Below are 16,781 nucleotides of genomic sequence, written 5' to 3'. Positions count from 1 at the left end.
GCACCACCTCAGGATGAACTCACTGGTTCAGCCAAGCCCCGCAAATACGAGGGGTAACCCGCTGCTCCAGCCGCGCGGATGCAACAGTTTCGACCTGCCTTATACCTACAAAAACAAAGGGAGTCCGTAATGGGCGAGCATGATCTGAACAGACGTCAATTCATCAAGACCGTGGGCGTAGCCTCGGTGGCAGCGGCCGCCATGAGCATGCCGTTCATCAAGGCCAATGCCAGCGACACGCGCTTCACTGGCAAGACCCTGCGCTTGCTGACCTGGTCCGACGACACCGGCCTGGCTGCACTGCGCAACATCGCCGCGACATTCGAAGACAAGTACGGCTGCAAGGTCATCGCCGACCGCACTGGCAGTACCTCCGAAATGGTCGCCAAACTCAAGGCCGGCGGTGATCGTCCGCAGTACGACATCATCACGTTGGCCGGCGTCGGAGCCGAAGGTCTGGCCGCTGCCAACCTGCTGGAAAAACCCGACCTCAACCGCATTCCCAACATTGTCGATGTGCCGGAGAAATACCGCACCGGCGCCAATGGCCACGGCATCGGTTACCTGCTGTGGTGCAACAGCCTGGTCTACAGCACCCGCACCCAGAAAGAAGCCCCGACCAGTTACGCCTCCCTGTGGGATGCCGACGCGGCGCCGAACATTTTCCTGCCGCCGCCGAACTGGACCGAGGCCATGGACCTGATCATCATCGCCGCCAAACTGGCCGGTGGTGACGAGCACAACATCGAGCCTGGCTTCAAGAAACTCGCCGAGCTCAAAGACCGCGTGGTCACCCTGGGCGAAAACCCGAACCAGATCGCCGAACTGTTCCGCACCGGCTCGCTGGATATGGGTGGCCTGTACGCCCCGGCCTTCTTCCCGAAACAGATCCGCGATCCGAACTACGGCCTGGGCGCCACCTTCGGCATGAAGGAAGGTTTCTACACAGACCTGATGCTCTCGGTGATGCCGAAGAACCGTCCGGGCGACACCGACATGGCGTACGCCTTCATCAACCACTCTCTGGACCCGTTGGTGCAGGGCAAGATGGCTGAAGATATCTACAACGGCCCGGTCAACGCCAAGGCGATCATCTCCGCCGAAGCGCGCAAGAGCCCGTACATCCTCACGCCGGAGCAAATTGCAGAGAAGGCGATCATGCACGACAACGCCTTCCTGGCCTCCGTGCATGACCAATGGATTCGTCGTTACACGGAAATCTTTTCTTCCTGATCTGAACCTCGATGCGGTCCGGGTATCAAGCCTGGCCGCATGTCTATGTAGGAGCTGCCGAAGGCTGCGATCTTTTGATCTTGACCTTTGAAGATCAAAAGATCGCAGCCTTCGGCAGCTCCTACAGGGCGGGTTTACAGCTTTAGAACTTCCATTGACGAGACCTTTGCTATGGAACACCAACCTTTGACCCATTCGGTCAACGCTGCTGAGTCGCGCCCACGCTTCGGTGTTTCGCCGACCGCGCGCGCCTGGCTTTTCCTCTCGCCGTCGATGCTGTTTCTCGGCGTACTGATCGCCGCCAGCCTGCTGGTACTGCGCATGAGCGTGGGCACCAAGGGTGCGGAATGGTCAGGGTTCAGCCTGGCCAGCTATGCCCAATTGCTGGAACCCTACTACCTCAAATCGCTGATGCTGACCTTGCGCCTGGCGCTGATCAGCGCGGTGATCGCCGTGATCCTGGCGATCCCGGTGGCCTACACCATGTCGCGCCTGACCTCGCCCTTCGTGCGACGGATTTTCCTCGCGGCGGTGCTGCTTCCGCTGCTGGTCAACCTGCTGCTGCAAAGCTACGGCTGGCTGGTGATTCTCGGCCCGGCCGGCATGCTCAACCAGGCACTGATGGGCCTTGGCCTGATCAAGCGTCCGATCATGCTGCTGTACAACCAGAACGGCGTGTTGATGGGCCTGGTGCAAACCGCTTTCCCATTGGCCGTGCTGCCAATCGCCAGTGCCATGCGCGGCGTTGCCCGCAGCTACGAAGAAGCCGCCGCGACCCTCGGTGCCAGTCGATTCCAGGTGTTCCGCCAAGTGGTGTTGCCGATGAGTCTGCCGGGGATCATTACCGGTGCGACGTTGGTGTTCGCCTACAACGCCAGCAGTTTTGTGGTGCCATTGCTGCTCGGTGGCCGTCGCGTGCCAATGCTGGCGGTGATGGTGCATGACCAGATCGCTCCGCTGATGAACTGGCCCGCCGCTTCCGCTGCCGGTGTGGTGCTGATCGTCACCACCCTGGCGATCATGACTTTGTCCGAATACATCACCGGCCGTCGTCGACGCATGCTGGAGGCTTCGCAATGAGTACCCTGACCAAGAAGCGTTATGGCCTGTTGCCCGGCGAGACCGGCAAGTTTGCCGGCATCCTTTCGGGCTTCATCCTGCTGCTGGCAGTGCTGCCGATCCTGACCATGATCGTCATGTCGTTCAGCGGCGCATCGAACCTCGACTTCCCACCGAGCAGCTATAGCCTGCAATGGTACAAAGCCGCCTGGCACACCTTCGTGTCGCCCGATTCCAGTGACGTGCTGAGCCTCGGCCAAGCCATGACCACCAGCCTGATGGTGTCGTGCCTGACCATGGTCTTCGCCACGATCATTGCGGTGCCGGCCGCTTACGCACTGACCCGCTGCGAATTCCGCGGCAAGGCTGTGGCGCTGCAATTGATGTCGTTGCCGCTGGTGTTCCCGATGGTGGTGTTGGGCCTGGCGTTGCTGCTGGTGTTCGACAGCCTGCCGTTCCACATGACCACCTCGCGGCTGGTGATTGCCCACGTAATTCTGGCGCTGCCATTCGTGGTGAAAAACTGCACGGCGGCGATGCTCTCCATCGGCACTGAAGTCGAAGAGGCTGCGCAAATGCTCGGCGCTTCACCGATGCGGGCGATCCTCGATGTGGTGGTGCCGCTGATGAAGTCGGGGATTCTGGCAGGCATGCTGCTGGCGTTCATCGTCTCGTTCAACGAATTCACCGTGACCTATTTCCTCTACACCATCGACGTCATGACCGTGCCGATCTGGATGTACAGCCGCACCGTGTCCTCGCTCGACCCCACCGTATTTTCGTTTGCCGTGCTGATCGTGCTGATCGACTTCGTCCTGATCTGGGCGCTGGAGAAGCTGGTGGGTGAAGGCGGCGTTTCGTTCTGATTTCTTGAGGTGATTTATGTCTGGTCTGATTCTGGAAAACGTCGAGAAACACTACGGCTCGGCCTGCGCGGTAAAAGATGTGAACCTGCATTTGCCCGAGGGCAAACTGGTGTGTTTCCTCGGCCCGTCGGGCTGTGGCAAAACCACGTTGCTGCGGATGATTGCCGGGCTGGAAACCCTGACTGGCGGCGAGATTCGCCTGGACGGTGAAGACATCGGCCACACCCCCGCGCACCTGCGCAACTTCGGCATGGTATTCCAGTCGCTGGCGCTGTTCCCGCACATGACCGTGGGTGAAAACATTGCTTATCCACTGAAACTGCGCGGCGTCAGCAAGGCCGACCAGCAGGCGCGGGTGGTGGAGTTGCTGGAGCTGATCCAGTTGCAGCCGATGATCAATCGTCCGGTGGCCAAGCTGTCCGGTGGTCAGCGCCAGCGCGTGGCGATTGCCCGGGCGATTGCCTCGCACCCGAAAATCCTCTTGCTCGACGAACCGTTGTCGGCGCTCGACGCCAAGCTGCGCGAGTCGATGCAGGTGGAAATCAGTCAATTGCAACAGCGCCTGAACATCACCACCATCATGGTCACCCACGATCAACGCGAAGCGATGACCATGGCGGATATCGTTGTGGTGTTGGGTGAACACAAGGTGCAGCAGGTGGGCACGCCGATCGAGATCTACCGCCATCCGGCCAATGAATTTGTCGCGGACTTCATCGGTTCCGGCAACATTTTCCCGGCCACGGCGCTGGGTAATGGCAAGGTGAGTTTGCCCGGTGGCGATGCGCTGCAAGTGCCGATTTGCAGCAGCATTGTGGTCGGGGAAAAGGTGAAGATGCTGATTCGCCCCGAAGACCTGCAACTGTCCGCGCCACAGGCGACGGCGGGCAATCGCTTGCTGGGCAAGGTGACGTTTGTGCGGGATATTGGCGCGACCATCGAGACGACGGTGGAGTGTTCCGGGGTGTCATTTACCGCGCTGAGCACGCCGTGTCAGGGGTTCGGTTTGAGCGTTGGGCATCCGGTGTCGGTGACATTGCCGGCCGAGGCTTGCCGAGTACTCGGCGCCTGATTCAGGATTTCTATTGCCTCAGCTGCCTCATCGCTGGCAAGCCAGCTCCCACAGGGTTCGGCGGTGTTCACACAATTTTGTGGCCACCAATTATCCTTGTGGGAGCTGGCTTGCCAGCGATGGGGCCATCAGCCACATAAAAAATGTTGGATCAGAGTGACAACCGCAAACGCGCCAAATCCCTCAAAGGCGGCGCGCCGAACAACCGGCTGTACTCGCGGCTGAACTGCGACGGGCTTTCATATCCAACCCGATACCCCGCCGCCGAGGCTTCCAAACCTTCCGCCAGCATCAAGCGCCGCGCTTCCTGCAAACGCAGCTGCTTTTGATACTGCAACGGGCTCATCGCCGTCATTGCCTTGAAGCGATGGTGCAGCGTCGACACGCTCAAATTCACTTCTTTGGCCAGATCATCGATGCGCAGCGGTTGCTCATAGTTGCTGTTGAGCCATTTGATCGCCTGGCTGATGCGATGGCTCTGACTATTGGCAATGGCAATCTCGTACAACCGATGGCCCTGCTTGCTGCGCAGTAGACGGTAGAGAATCTCCCGGCGGATCAGCGGCGCGAGCATGGCGATGTCTTTCGGGGTGTCGAGCAAGCGCGTCAGGCGTAGCACGGCGTCGAGCATCGCGGTGTCGAGCCGCTCGACATACAGCCCGCGTCCGGTCGGACGGCTGGGTACGCCAAGGGGGCCAGCGTCGGCGATCAGCGCAGTAATTTCCGCCGGATCAATGTCCAGGCGCACGGCGAGGATCGGTTCTTCGGCCGAAACATTCACCACTCGACCACTGAGCGGCATCGACACCGAGACCACCAGGTAATTGAGCGGATCGTAATTGAAGTACTCGTCCGCCAGCCGCACTTCCTTGCGCCCCTGGGCCATGATGCACAGCGCCGGTTGCGCGAGCACCGGGGCGAACTCGTGGTTCTCGCTGTGGCGCGACATGAATAGCGAATCGACAGCGGTGGCATAACTGCCATCTTCGGCGGTGTTGCGACGGATGATCGCCGCCAGTTCCGCACGCTGTTTCTCCATGTCGGTGTCCAGCGGGGCTTCAAAGTGATCGAGTGACGACATGCAAGGCATCCTCGGCAGGGGCAGGAATGATGGGCAAAGCATATGTTTGTGCAAGCCATAGCGGTAGACACATCCTGCCTGATGCTTGCCTGATTCTGCACGGGCTGGCTCCATCCCTCCGCCCACTCAGCGCCCGGACACACCGCCAAACCCCCGTAGGAGCTGCCGAAGGCTGCGATCTTTTGATTGTGTTTTTAAGATCAAAAGATCGCAGCCTGCGGCAGCTCCTACATGGCAGAACAGTGACAGAGCTCAACATTTTGTTACAGGTAGCGTGTGCACGCTCGCAGGATTGTGCAACACGGCGGCAGAAATCGACTAACGACAACTCCGCAGCGACCCTTAACCTTTGATCCTGTCGCAGCCCGTCCCCCGGCTGCCACGCGACTCCCCGGGAGGGTTGAACCATGTCCAAGCAAATCCCCGTCAGTCATATGGCCTTCGTGCGAGCGCGCGCCGGGCGTTCCCAAGAGCTTGGTTTGCGCCTGAGCGCGTTGATCGAGCCGTCCCGCGCCGCGCCAGGCTGCCTTAACTTTGCCTTGCAGCATTCGCAATGCGATCCGGAACTGTGGCTGGTGTCCGGTTTCTGGAGCAATCAACAGGCGATGACCGCGTACTTCAGCACCCCGGCGATGGAGATTTTTGCCGAGCTGGTGCAGGAGTTGGTGGTCAACAGTCTGGATTTCCACACCTTCAAGGATGTGTCCGAGGCGCAGGCTTTGCGTCAGTCCGGAGCAGCGGTACACAAACTGGCCGGTTGAGCGTTTAATGGCTGCATTCTCTATTAGCCAGGATGCGCGACATGGCACGCAAAGCCTTTGAAACCTTCGAAGCAGTATCGGCCGTAATCCCCCGTGAAGGCGGGTATTACGCGGCAATCGCCACCAAAGCCATCGGTGGCGCGGGTGCGCCTCGCTTCAACAAACTGCTGGAAGAACAGACCTTCAAGACCGCCAGAGAAGCGGACGAAGCCGCTGCCCTGCAACTGACCCACCTCAAAGGTGTCGACGAAGAAGGCGGGCTGGTCTGGTAATTACTTTTTTACCGCTCCCGGGCGGTACATCTTGAACAATGCCTCAGGCCCCAGCTGGAAATAATCCGCTGGCCCACCGCCGCGCAGGATCGGTTCTGCCGCGGCGGTGTCGTACACCCCATCCTTCAGCAGCCATTTGGCGATATGCACGGCGACCACTTCGCCCAGAATCAGCCAGCTCGGCACCACATTGCCGTCCGCCCGCTGCAACTGAATGATCTGCGTGACCTTGCATTCAAAGGACACCGGGCTTTCGGCGACTCGCGGCACCTGAATGATTTTCGACGCCACGGGGGTGAGCCCGGACAACTCGAACTCATCAACCAGCGGCTCGACCATGGCGCAGCTCTGGTTCATCTGTTCGGCCAAAGGTCGGGTGGCCAGATTCCAGGCGAACTCGCCGGTCTGTTCGATGTTGTTCAGGCTGTCTTTGCGTCCGACGCTGCAGAACCCGATGATCGGCGGAATGTAGTTGAAGGCGTTGAAAAAGCTGTACGGCGCCAGGTTCAAGTGGCCGTTGGCATCCTGCGAAGAGATCCAGCCAATCGGGCGCGGGCCGACGATCGCGTTGAACGGATCGTGGGGCAGGCCGTGGCCGTTGACGGGTTCGTAATAATGAATGTCGTCGGGCATGCGCAGTGTTCCTTGGGGCTGCTTTCGAATAGGCAGCAATAGTGCAAGGCCTCGCCGCTGATTTCCAGCCTGATGAAGAACCTTGTGGGAGTGAGGTTGCTCGCGATAGCTCACGGTCATTCAATATCAATGTTGACTGAGGTTCAGTCATCGCGAGCAGGCTCGCTCCTACAGGTTTTGCGTAGTCGCTGAATTTTGCATTCCCTAGAAACGACTAAGCCCGGCCGAAGCCGGGCTCTGGTGCCGTGATGACTGGATTAGCTGACGGTAGCGCCGCCAGTGCGATCGTAACCATCTTCAGCGACAGTGGCGCCGCCTGTGCGGTCGTAGCCGTCTTCGGCGACGGTGGCGCCGCCGGTACGGTCATAGCCATCTTCTGCGACGGTGGCGGAACCGGTGCGGTCGTAGCCGTCAGCAGCCACAGTGACGGAACCGGTGCGGTCATAGCCGTCTGCTGCAACAGCGGAACCGGTGCGGTCGAAGCCATCGGCGGCGAAGGTGTTGGCGGCCAGTACGGACAGGGCGATGGCGAGGAACAGTTTGGTTTTCATCTTCATTTCTCCAGGTTCTTTGGCGTTTTGTCTCTTGGGCATGGGTTTCATGCTACGCCAATTAAACTGATTAAAAAGCGCAAAATAATGCTAAAAACAATCGATTAAATAGATATTAAGGCCATCAAATTCTTCCGCTTTCAGGAACTGAATGGGCGCATCGCAGTTAATCGATCAGACGCTTTCAGGATGGAAGACGAGCATTAACTCGTGATTAATCCGCCACACGCCGTGGGTAACAAATTGTTTAACCGGCGTTGAGTGGAGGTCGGCGGAGCCGCTTTTTCAGCAATAAAAAAGGGGCAGATCCCGACGATCTGCCCCTTTGGTGTAACGCGTTGGACTCAGTCCGTGACGATCCGCGAATGTTTGCGGGTGTCTTTCATGGTGATGTACACCAGCAACGACACCGCAATGCACGCCGTCACATACCAGTAGTAACCGGTTTCCATGCCGATGCTCTTGAACCACAGCGCGATGTATTCGGCGGTGCCGCCGAAAATCGATACGGTCAGTGCGTATGGCAGGCCCACGCCCAAGGCGCGGATTTCGGTCGGGAACAGTTCGGCTTTCACCACGGCGTTGATCGAGGTGTAGCCGCTGACGATGATCAGCGCCGCCATGATCAGGAAGAACGCGCCCCACCAGGTGGTGATGGTGTGCAGGGTGGTGAGGATCGGCACGGTGAACAGTGTGCCCAGAACGCCGAAAGCAATCAGGATCGGCCGACGACCGATTTTATCCGACAGCCCGCCGATGATCGGTTGCAGGCACATGAACAGGAACAGCGTGGCGGCGGAAATGGTGGTGGAGTCGGAGATACTCATGCCGACGGTGTTCACCAGGTACTTCTGCATGTAGGTGGTGTAGGTGTAGAACGCCAGCGTACCGCCCATGGTCAGGCCGACCACGGTCAGGAGTTCTTTCGGGTGGCGCATCAAGGTGCGCATGGCGCTTTCCTTGGCCTTCTCTTTCTTGGTGAAGGACTCGGTTTCTTCCATGCCACGACGCAGGTAGAGCGCGACCACGGCACACAGCGCGCCGATGGCAAACGGAATGCGCCAGCCCCAGGCGTACAGCTCCTCGGTGGTCAGAATATTTTGCAGCACGATCAGTACGCCCAGCGCTATGAGCTGACCGGAGATCAGGGTCACGTACTGGAAGCTGGAGAAGAAACCGCGACGTTCTTTGGTCGCCATCTCACTGAGGTAAGTGGCCGAGGTGCCGTATTCGCCACCGACCGACAGGCCTTGCAGCAGACGGGCGAACACCAGCAGGATCGGCGCGCCGATGCCGATGGTTTCATAACCCGGGCTCAGGGCGATCAGCAGCGAGCCGAAGCACATCAGGTAAACCGAAGCCATCAGGGCTTTTTTGCGCCCGACCTTGTCGGCATACAGACCCATCAACCAGCCACCGATCGGGCGCATCAGGAAGCCCACGGCGAAAATTGCGGCGGTGTTCAGCAGTTGTGCGGTGGTGTCGCCTTTAGGGAAAAAGGCCTTGGCGAAGTAGAGGGAGAAGGCGGCATAGACGTACCAGTCGTACCACTCGACCATGTTGCCTACGGAACCGCTGAAAATCGATTTGATGCGGCTGGAAGTGGTTCTTTCTTTGGCCGGCACGGCAGCCGACCCAAGCGGCAGGGAGTTGGAGTTATCCATTGAAGGATCCTTCGTTTAATTGTTTTTGTGGAGCGCGTTTAAACGCAGCCTGCGGGGGCTATAGCAGGAGCTGTGCCAACGGGGAGAGGGGCGGTTTAGAGGGGGTAGGGCGGTTTGGTGAGCGGAAATCCGCTTATGTTTGGTTGGGTGTGGGCGGAAAATTGCTTATTCGTGTCTGGGGTTTTCATTGCTTGGACCGGCCCCATCGCGAGCAGGCTCGCTCCCACAATGGACAGGTGTACATCAGACAACTGTGGGAGCGAGCCTGCTCGCGATGAGGCCAGAGCTGACACTGCAAAACTCAGCTGTCCTGCAAAAACATCTCCCGACTCAACCCATGCCGCTGCATCTTTTCATTGAACGTGCGACGCGGCAGTTGCAGTTCTTCGAGCACCGCTTTCACATCGCCTTTGTGCCGGGTCAACGCCGCGCGCAGGCATTGCGCTTCGAACGCTTCCTGCTGGGCTGCGAGTGACTGGCCCGGTTCGATGCCTGCTGGCTCGGGTTCACCGAGCCCCAGCACCTGACGCTCAGCGACGTTCGCCAGTTCGCGCACGTTGCCCGGCCAGTCGTGACTCAGCAGGTGGCTCAACTGCGCACCGCTGAGTGGTGGAAACTTGCGCCCCAGCCGTTCAGCGGCATTTTGCGCGAACGATTCGAACAACAGCGGGATGTCTTCACGCCGTTCGCGCAAGGGCGGCAGGCGTAATTCAGCGACGTTCAAGCGGTAAGCCAGGTCCTCGCGAAAACGTCCGGCCCGCGCTTCGTCGAGCAGGTCCGGTTTGGTCGCGGCGATGATCCGCAGGTCCACACGGATGCTCTGGTTCGAGCCCAATCGCTCAAGTTTTTGCTCCTGCAATACGCGCAACAATTTCACCTGTTGCGCCAGCGGCATGCTTTCGATTTCGTCAAGAAACAACGTGCCGCCGTCGGCGTATTCGAGCTTGCCGATGCGCTTGCCCTGGGCGCCGGTGAATGCGCCGCTTTCGTGGCCGAACAGCTCGGCTTCGAACAGTTGCTCGGGGATGGCGGCGCAGTTGAGCGCAACAAAGGGTTTGTCGGCGCGCGGGCCGAAGTCGTGCAGGCAGCGGGCAACCAATTCCTTGCCACTTCCGGTTTCGCCGCGGATCAGCACGTTGACCGGCAGCGCCGCCAGGTCCAGTACCTGTCGACGCAGGGTCTGCAAACCACGGGACACTCCGAGCAGCGTGGTATCGAGTTTGGCGCGGTTATCCGCCTGTTCATGCAGGGCGCGGTTTTCCAGAACCAGCCGGCGCTTGTCCAGCGCCCGACGCAAGCTGCCGAGCAAGGTTTCCGGGCTGAAGGGTTTTTCGAGAAAGTCGTACGCGCCATCGCGCATGGCATCGACGGCCATCGGCACATCGCCGTGGCCGGTCAGCAGGATCACCGGCAAGTCGGCATCACGGCGCTGCACTTCGGCCAACAGTTCCAGGCCGGTCATGCCGGGCATGCGCACGTCGCTGAGAATCACCCCGGCAAAATGCTTCGGCAGCTGCGCCAGGCATTCATCGGCGCGGCTGAACAACTGTACCTCGAAACCCGACAGGCTCAGCCATTGTTCGACGGCACTGCGAATGCTGCTTTCGTCGTCGACCACCATCACGGAATTCAACATGAGTCTTGGGTCTCCAGGTCGATCGGCAAGGTCAGGGTGAACACCGCGCCATTGCCATGATTATCCGCCGCCAATCGACCGCCCGATTCGTGAACGATGGCGAAGGAAACGGCCAGGCCGATGCCCAGCCCATCGCCCACCGGTTTGGTGGTGAAGAACGGGTCGAACACTTTAGGCAGGTTTTCTTCGGCGATGCCGCTGCCGTTATCGATGACGCTCAGGCGCCACAATTGTTCATCGGCTTCTAGACGGATTTCCAGGCGTTTGCAGGGTTTGTCCTGCATCGCATCCAGGGCGTTGCGCAGCAGGTTGATCAACACCTGCTCCAGACGAATCGCATCGCCGCGCACCCAGGCCGGGCGTGTCATGTGCAGCACGGTGCTGACTTGCTCATCGCGTAAACGGGTGTCGAGCAATTGCAGCGACTGGTCAACCACCGCGGCCAAGTCCAGTCGTTCACGCAAGCCGCTGGGGCTTTTGCGTGCGAAGGTTTTCAGGTGGCCGGTGAGGGCGGCCATGCGCGTCAGCATGTCGTCCACCGGTTTGAGTGCCTGATACGCTTCATCGACGCGACCATGATCGAGCAGCAGACGCAGGGTGGCCAACTGCATGCGCTGGGCCGTCAACGGCTGGTTGATTTCATGGGCCAACGCGGCCGACATCTGTCCAAGGGCGGCGAGCTTGGCCGATTGCACCAGGCCTTCCTGGGCGGTGCGCAAATCTCGGGTGCGCTCTTCCACCAGTTGCTCCAGTTCTTCACGACTGCGTTGACGAATCTTCGCCAGGCGCCAGCGCTGGTTGAGAAACAGCAGCAGAAACACCAGCGTCAGCCACAGTCCGGCGGCGGCGAGCGCGGCGTTGCGGCTGTCCTCGAAAGCGACCTGCGGGCGGCGCAGCAAGTGCAGCGTCCAGCCTTCGGCGGCGAGCGGCAACGATTCCCACAGGTAATCGGCATTGCCGTCCGGGCCTTTGACCCGGGTCAGGGCGCTGTTGTCGTCGAAATGGCGCAACGCCTGGTGTTCAAGCGGTGTAAGCGGCTGCTTGTCGTATTGACGAGTCGCCTTGAGTTCGGCGTGATCGCTGTCGCTCAGTGGCTGCAAATAGCGATAGCGCCAGCCCGGTTGATTGGCGATGAAGATGATCCCGCGAGCGTCGCTGACCAGCAGCGTGTCGTTGCCTTGGCGCCATTCGCGCTCCAGCTCCGGAAACTCCAGTTTCACCACCATGGCACCGAGAAACTGGCCGTCGTCGTTGGTCACCGCGCTGGACAGGAAGTAACCGGGAATCCCGCTGGTCACGCCCACGGCATAAAAACGACCGGTGCCTTGGGTGCGGGTCTGGCTGAAATACGGACGGAAACCATAGTTATGGCCGACGTAACTGCTGGGCAAGCGCCAGTTGCTCGCTGCCACGGCCAGGCCGGTGCGGTCGAGCAGTTCCAGGGTCGAGGAATCGGCCGCGCCGTTGATCTTTTCCAGTTTGCGGTTCAACAGATCCTGTTGCTCTGGGCTTACCGGGCCTTGGAGGGCGTCGCGCAGCTGCGGGTCCAGCGCCAGCACCGAGGGCAGGGCGCGGTAACGTTCGATCAGGGTATGCAGGGACGTGGCGTAGAGCGCCAATTGCTGATTGGCGCGTGCCGCGTCTTCGACCATGGATTGGCGTACGGTGTGGCGCATGGCCAGGGTGGCGGCGATGGCGGCGCCGGCAATGATCAATACGGTGTAAAGCGCCAGGCGCAGGGATCGGGAAGTTGGCAGCATGCGTTCAGCAACAGGCAAAAAAACAGGGCGAGCACCATAACATGTGAATGACCGGCATCACGCGCCGCGAGCCATGCGACGGCGCGGGTTTTATTGGATTGGTCGTTTGTTGAAGGGATAGTGCGCGGCGCAAAAAAAACCGGCCTGTCGTTACCAACAGGCCGGTTCTTTGCCAGGTGATGTCAGTGCCTACTGCACTTCCACCGCCAGGCTTTCACTGATCTTTTGCTGCCAGATGGCAGGACCGGTGATGTGTACCGACTCGCCCTTGCTGTCGACCGCAACGGTCACTGGCATGTCTTTGACGTCGAACTCGTAGATCGCTTCCATGCCCAGTTCGGCGAAAGCCACCACGCGGGATTTCTTGATCGCTTGCGCCACCAGGTAAGCCGCACCGCCGACTGCCATCAGGTAAACGGCTTTGTGGTCCTTGATCGCTTCGATCGCGGTAGGGCCGCGCTCGGATTTGCCGATCATACCCAGCAAGCCAGTCTGCTCGAGGATTTGACGGGTGAACTTGTCCATCCGCGTCGCGGTGGTCGGGCCAGCCGGGCCAACCACTTCTTCGCGTACCGGATCAACCGGGCCGACGTAATAGATGAAGCGACCTTTCAGGTCCACCGGCAGGGTTTCACCCTTGTTCAGCATCTCGACCATGCGCTTGTGTGCAGCGTCGCGACCGGTGAGCATCTTGCCGTTGAGCAGGACGGTTTCGCCCGGCTTCCAGCTCTGCACTTCTTCCGGGGTCAGGGTGTCGAGGTTGACGCGGCGGGCCGACGGGCCGGCTTCCCAGACGATTTCCGGGTAGGCGTCGAGCGGTGGCGCTTCCTGGGCAACCGGGCCGGAACCGTCGAGCACGAAGTGCGTGTGACGGGTGGCGGCGCAGTTCGGGATCATGCACACCGGCAGCGAGGCGGCATGGGTCGGGTAATCCATGATCTTCACGTCGAGCACGGTGGTCAGGCCACCGAGGCCCTGGGCACCGATGCCCAGCTGGTTGACCTTCTCGAACAGCTCCAGGCGCATTTCTTCGATGCGGTTCTGTGGGCCACGGGCCTTGAGTTCGTGAATGTCGATGGACTCCATCAACACTTCCTTGGCCATCACAGCGGCTTTCTCGGCGGTGCCGCCGATGCCGATGCCGAGCATGCCCGGTGGGCACCAGCCGGCGCCCATGGTCGGAACGGTCTTCAGTACCCAGTCGACGATCGAGTCGGACGGGTTGAGCATGGCCATTTTCGACTTGTTCTCGGAACCGCCGCCCTTGGCCGCCACGTCCACTTCCACGGTGTTACCCGGAACGATGGAGTAGTGGATAACGGCCGGGGTGTTGTCCTTGGTGTTCTTGCGAGCGCCCGCCGGGTCGGCGAGGATCGAAGCACGCAGGACGTTTTCCGGCAGGTTGTAGGCGCGACGAACGCCTTCGTTGATCATGTCGTCCAGGCTCATGGTGGCGCCATCCCAGCGCACGTCCATGCCCACACGCACAAACACGGTCACGATGCCGGTGTCCTGGCAGATCGGGCGGTGGCCGGTGGCGCACATGCGCGAGTTGATCAGGATCTGAGCCATCGAGTCGCGGGCCGCTGGCGATTCTTCGCGCAGGTAAGCCTCGTGCATCGCCTGGATGAAATCCACGGGGTGGTAATAGGAAATGAACTGCAGGGCGTCGGCAACGCTCTGAATCAGGTCGTCTTGCTTGATCACGGTCATGAGTCGCGCTCCTCTAAAAGACGGGAACATTCAATAAGGTGCTTGCAGCTTGGGTGCATCGGTCGGTTGCAAGCACCTTTCAAGGCACGCCGGGGCAGCTGGCGCGACGCTAAAAAGGCGCGGCAGTATACCGCGCCTCGTTCAAGGGCACACGCGTCGGCAGTCAATCGTTGGTCGCATATCGAACGTTTCCTTGTAGGCGCTGCCGAAGGCTGCGATCTTTTGATCCTGCTCTTGCGCGACAAAAGCAAAGTCAATAGATCGCAGCCTTCGGCAGCTCCAACGATGAAATGTCAGTCATGGATTTGACGCCAGTTATCCGGCCCGAAAATTGAATGGTCATTTATCGGCCGCGCCACTAAAGTGACATTCGGTCTGTAGAGTAGGACGCTCTGTCAGTCTCCTTCATTCGGTGAGTCAACGATTGACCCATAACGCCATTCAGCGACTGTTGCTCAAACGTTTTGCCCTTGCAGCCGGCACCTATGCCTTGGCTTTGCTGCTGCTGTGGCTGGCGTTTTTTACCGGGCATTATCAGGACTCGCTGGCGGGTGTCGCCATCGGCAGTGCGCTGGTGGTCATCAGTCAGGCGACACTGTTCGCGCTGTTTTATTCCGGCTGCAATCTGCGTTTCGCCGACCCCAGCCTGACCGAAGCCCAAGTGCTGATGGGGCTGGGGTGGCAAACCTGGCTGATCGCCCATCTGAACGACGCGCGCGGCGCGTTCCTGGTGTTTTATCTACTGATCCTGCTGTTCGGGCTGTTTCATCTGTCCCGTCGCTCGTTCTTACGCTGTGCCATGCTGGTGTTCTTCAGTTTCAGCGCCATCACGCTGTGGGAGGGCTACCACTTCCAGTTGCCCGACCCTGCACTGGCGGCATTGCAGGTGTGCGTACTGTTGATCGTATTGGTTTGGCTGGTGCTGTATGCCGGATATGTCCAGGCGTCGCGACACCGTATGCGGCAACGGCGTTTCGCGTTGCAGGCGCACCAGGACACGCTGCGCGGAATGATGCGCCAGCTCGAAGACCTGGTCGCTACCGATGAACTGACCGGCCTGTTCAATCGCCGGCATTTCCTGCGCCTGGCCTCCCGTGAGCTCAATGCCATGGACGCTGGCGTGGTGCACGGTCTGGCGCTGATCGACCTCGATCACTTCAAGCGGATCAACGATCTGCATGGCCATGCCGCGGGTGATCAGGTGCTTCAAGCCTTTGCCGGTGTGGCCACGGCCTGCCTGCGCGACGGCGACGTGTTGGCCCGCTACGGCGGCGAAGAGTTCGTGGTGTTGTTGCCCGATTGCGATGCCGACAGCCTGACCTCGTGTTGTGAACGGCTGCGCATTGCGTTTACCGATGTCGAGTTGCTTGGTTTGAATGTGGGCAGCTTGAGCCTGTCGGCCGGCATGACGTTGCTTGAGCTTGGCGACGACCTCGACGACGCTCTGCAGCGAGCCGATCAGGCGCTCTATCGCGCCAAGCGTGACGGCCGCAACCGCTGCGCGGCGGCGTGGGAAAACGTCGATGCCTGAGTTACGCGTCGATGATCGCCAATGGTCAGTGGCGCCAGGCAGCAATCTGCTCGATGCCCTGAATCAGAACGGCGTGGCGGTGCCCTACAGTTGTCGCGCCGGCAGTTGTCATGCCTGCCTGGTGCAGTGTGTGCAAGGGCTGCCGAGCGACAGTCGCCCCGATGCCTTGGGCGCGGAACAACGGCAGCAAGGCTGGCGTCTGGCGTGCCAGTGCCAGGTGGTCGAGGACCTGCAGGTGCATACCTTCGACCCGCAGCAGGATGGTCGCCCGGCCGAGGTTGCGGCGGTCGACTGGTTGAGTACAAGCGTGTTGCGCTTGCGCCTGACGCCGCAGCGGCCATTGCGCTATAGCGCCGGTCAGCATCTGGTGTTGTGGGCCGGTAACGTCGCGCGACCCTACTCCCTCGCCAGCCTGCCCGAAGATGACCGCTTCCTGGAGTTTCACCTCGATTGTCGCTTGCCGGGGGAATTCAGTGACGCTGCCCGTCAGTTGAAAAGCGGCGATTCGATCCGCCTCGGCGAACTACGCGGCGGGGCCTTGCACTACGACCCGGACTGGCACACACGACCGCTGTGGCTGATGGCCGCCGGCACCGGTTTGGCGCCGTTGTTTGGTGTGTTGCGCGAGGCTTTGCGTCAGGATCACCAAGGCGAAATCCGCGTCATTCACCTGGCCCATGATGCCGATGAACATTATCTGGCGAAGCCCCTGCAAGCCATGGCCGCCAGCCGCGCCAACCTCAATATCGAGCTGTGGACCCCGGCCGAGTTACCCGCGGCTTTGGCGCAACTGCGGCTTGTTTCCCGGCAAACCCTGGCCTTACTCTGCGGAGCCCCCGACAGCGTCGACGCCTTCGCCCGACGCCTGTTCCTGGCGGGATTGCCGCGCAATCAACTGCTGGCCGATGTGTTTCTGCCCCGTGGTTGAGCGCTGATTCTCAGACGCGAG

15 protein-coding genes are annotated in these 16,781 nt (G+C 60.3%); 8 read left to right on the top strand and 7 right to left on the bottom strand.

The window, feature by feature from the left end; genetic code table 11:
* The first annotated feature begins 129 nt into the window (after positions 1 to 129).
* The 4 genes from KVG88_RS22290 to KVG88_RS22275 all read left to right on the top strand — a co-directional run bounded on the left by KVG88_RS22290 (position 130) and on the right by KVG88_RS22275 (position 4,230).
* Positions 130 to 1,233, top strand: a complete 1,104-nt coding sequence (locus tag KVG88_RS22290) for an extracellular solute-binding protein (protein ID WP_150703969.1) — start codon at positions 130 to 132, stop codon at positions 1,231 to 1,233.
* A 171-nt stretch (positions 1,234 to 1,404) separates the two neighbouring features.
* Positions 1,405 to 2,313 (top strand): ABC transporter permease, encoded by a 909-nt coding sequence (locus tag KVG88_RS22285; protein WP_150703968.1) that lies wholly within the window; start codon positions 1,405 to 1,407, stop codon positions 2,311 to 2,313.
* On the top strand, positions 2,310 to 3,158 hold the full coding sequence (locus tag KVG88_RS22280) for an ABC transporter permease (protein WP_217872782.1): 849 nt from the start codon (positions 2,310 to 2,312) through the stop codon (positions 3,156 to 3,158). The genes KVG88_RS22285 and KVG88_RS22280 overlap by 4 nt, the downstream gene beginning before the upstream one ends.
* 16 nt (positions 3,159 to 3,174) lie before the next feature.
* Complete coding sequence (locus tag KVG88_RS22275) at positions 3,175 to 4,230, top strand: ABC transporter ATP-binding protein (RefSeq protein WP_217872781.1); 1,056 nt, start codon at positions 3,175 to 3,177, stop codon at positions 4,228 to 4,230.
* Positions 4,231 to 4,381: 151 nt separating this feature from the next.
* Here KVG88_RS22275 and KVG88_RS22270 read toward each other — a convergent pair whose 3' ends face one another.
* Complete coding sequence (locus tag KVG88_RS22270; RefSeq protein WP_217872780.1) at positions 4,382 to 5,311, bottom strand: AraC family transcriptional regulator; 930 nt, start codon at positions 5,309 to 5,311, stop codon at positions 4,382 to 4,384.
* Positions 5,312 to 5,718: 407 nt separating this feature from the next.
* Here KVG88_RS22270 and KVG88_RS22265 point away from each other — a divergent pair, with 407 nt between their 5' ends.
* Both KVG88_RS22265 and KVG88_RS22260 read left to right on the top strand, forming a co-directional pair.
* Complete coding sequence (locus KVG88_RS22265) at positions 5,719 to 6,072, top strand: putative quinol monooxygenase (RefSeq protein WP_150703964.1); 354 nt, start codon at positions 5,719 to 5,721, stop codon at positions 6,070 to 6,072.
* Between the two features lie 41 nt (positions 6,073 to 6,113).
* Positions 6,114 to 6,344 carry a hypothetical protein gene (locus KVG88_RS22260; RefSeq protein WP_150702997.1) on the top strand — a complete coding sequence of 77 codons (231 nt, stop codon included), beginning with the start codon at positions 6,114 to 6,116 and terminating at the stop codon, positions 6,342 to 6,344.
* Here the strand turns inward: KVG88_RS22260 and KVG88_RS22255 are convergent, their stop codons facing one another.
* The 6 genes from KVG88_RS22255 to KVG88_RS22230 form a co-directional block, all read right to left on the bottom strand.
* Positions 6,345 to 6,977 (bottom strand): flavin reductase family protein, encoded by a 633-nt coding sequence (locus KVG88_RS22255; protein ID WP_150702998.1) that lies wholly within the window; start codon positions 6,975 to 6,977, stop codon positions 6,345 to 6,347.
* 257 nt (positions 6,978 to 7,234) lie between these two features.
* The gene (locus KVG88_RS22250) at positions 7,235 to 7,528 is read right to left on the bottom strand and encodes a hypothetical protein (RefSeq protein WP_217872779.1); all 294 of its coding nucleotides are present in this window, start codon (positions 7,526 to 7,528) and stop codon (positions 7,235 to 7,237) included.
* A 344-nt stretch (positions 7,529 to 7,872) separates the two neighbouring features.
* Entirely contained in the window at positions 7,873 to 9,192 is a 1,320-nt protein-coding gene (locus KVG88_RS22245; protein WP_150703000.1) for an MFS transporter, read from the bottom strand.
* Between the two features lie 301 nt (positions 9,193 to 9,493).
* Positions 9,494 to 10,828 (bottom strand): sigma-54-dependent transcriptional regulator, encoded by a 1,335-nt coding sequence (locus KVG88_RS22240; protein ID WP_150703001.1) that lies wholly within the window; start codon positions 10,826 to 10,828, stop codon positions 9,494 to 9,496.
* The gene (locus tag KVG88_RS22235; protein WP_217872778.1) at positions 10,822 to 12,588 is read right to left on the bottom strand and encodes a sensor histidine kinase; all 1,767 of its coding nucleotides are present in this window, start codon (positions 12,586 to 12,588) and stop codon (positions 10,822 to 10,824) included. Before KVG88_RS22235 ends, KVG88_RS22240 begins: the two co-directional genes overlap by 7 nt.
* Positions 12,589 to 12,777: 189 nt before the next feature.
* A complete protein-coding gene (locus KVG88_RS22230; protein ID WP_150703003.1) occupies positions 12,778 to 14,301 on the bottom strand; it encodes a fumarate hydratase in 1,524 nt (507 codons plus the stop codon).
* A gap of 424 nt (positions 14,302 to 14,725) precedes the next feature.
* Here KVG88_RS22230 and KVG88_RS22225 point away from each other — a divergent pair, with 424 nt between their 5' ends.
* Positions 14,726 to 15,832, top strand: a complete 1,107-nt coding sequence (locus KVG88_RS22225; protein WP_150703004.1) for a GGDEF domain-containing protein — start codon at positions 14,726 to 14,728, stop codon at positions 15,830 to 15,832.
* On the top strand, positions 15,825 to 16,760 hold the full coding sequence (locus KVG88_RS22220; RefSeq protein WP_217872777.1) for an iron-sulfur-binding ferredoxin reductase: 936 nt from the start codon (positions 15,825 to 15,827) through the stop codon (positions 16,758 to 16,760). Before KVG88_RS22225 ends, KVG88_RS22220 begins: the two co-directional genes overlap by 8 nt.
* Positions 16,761 to 16,781: the final 21 nt, after the last annotated feature.

Origin of the sequence: Pseudomonas azerbaijanoccidentalis (genome assembly GCF_019145495.1) — a bacterium.
GTDB classification, from domain to species: domain Bacteria; phylum Pseudomonadota; class Gammaproteobacteria; order Pseudomonadales; family Pseudomonadaceae; genus Aquipseudomonas; species Aquipseudomonas azerbaijanoccidentalis.
This window is presented reverse-complemented; position numbering and strand designations above follow the sequence as displayed.

Excerpts from the sequence above, each read along its gene's own strand:
- KVG88_RS22275 (WP_217872781.1), top strand. The coding sequence starts at position 3,175 with ATGTCTGGTCTGATTCTGGAAAACGTCGAGAAACACTACGGCTCGGCC.
- KVG88_RS22290 (WP_150703969.1), top strand. The coding sequence starts at position 130 with ATGGGCGAGCATGATCTGAACAGACGTCAATTCATCAAGACCGTGGGC.
- KVG88_RS22240 (WP_150703001.1), bottom strand. The coding sequence starts at position 10,828 with ATGTTGAATTCCGTGATGGTGGTCGACGACGAAAGCAGCATTCGCAGT.
- KVG88_RS22230 (WP_150703003.1), bottom strand. The coding sequence starts at position 14,301 with ATGACCGTGATCAAGCAAGACGACCTGATTCAGAGCGTTGCCGACGCC.
- KVG88_RS22250 (WP_217872779.1), bottom strand. The coding sequence starts at position 7,528 with ATGAAAACCAAACTGTTCCTCGCCATCGCCCTGTCCGTACTGGCCGCC.
- KVG88_RS22255 (WP_150702998.1), bottom strand. The coding sequence starts at position 6,977 with ATGCCCGACGACATTCATTATTACGAACCCGTCAACGGCCACGGCCTG.
- KVG88_RS22285 (WP_150703968.1), top strand. The coding sequence starts at position 1,405 with ATGGAACACCAACCTTTGACCCATTCGGTCAACGCTGCTGAGTCGCGC.
- KVG88_RS22265 (WP_150703964.1), top strand. The coding sequence starts at position 5,719 with ATGTCCAAGCAAATCCCCGTCAGTCATATGGCCTTCGTGCGAGCGCGC.
- KVG88_RS22280 (WP_217872782.1), top strand. The coding sequence starts at position 2,310 with ATGAGTACCCTGACCAAGAAGCGTTATGGCCTGTTGCCCGGCGAGACC.
- KVG88_RS22220 (WP_217872777.1), top strand. The coding sequence starts at position 15,825 with ATGCCTGAGTTACGCGTCGATGATCGCCAATGGTCAGTGGCGCCAGGC.
- KVG88_RS22260 (WP_150702997.1), top strand. The coding sequence starts at position 6,114 with ATGGCACGCAAAGCCTTTGAAACCTTCGAAGCAGTATCGGCCGTAATC.
- KVG88_RS22270 (WP_217872780.1), bottom strand. The coding sequence starts at position 5,311 with ATGTCGTCACTCGATCACTTTGAAGCCCCGCTGGACACCGACATGGAG.
- KVG88_RS22235 (WP_217872778.1), bottom strand. The coding sequence starts at position 12,588 with ATGCTGCCAACTTCCCGATCCCTGCGCCTGGCGCTTTACACCGTATTG.
- KVG88_RS22245 (WP_150703000.1), bottom strand. The coding sequence starts at position 9,192 with ATGGATAACTCCAACTCCCTGCCGCTTGGGTCGGCTGCCGTGCCGGCC.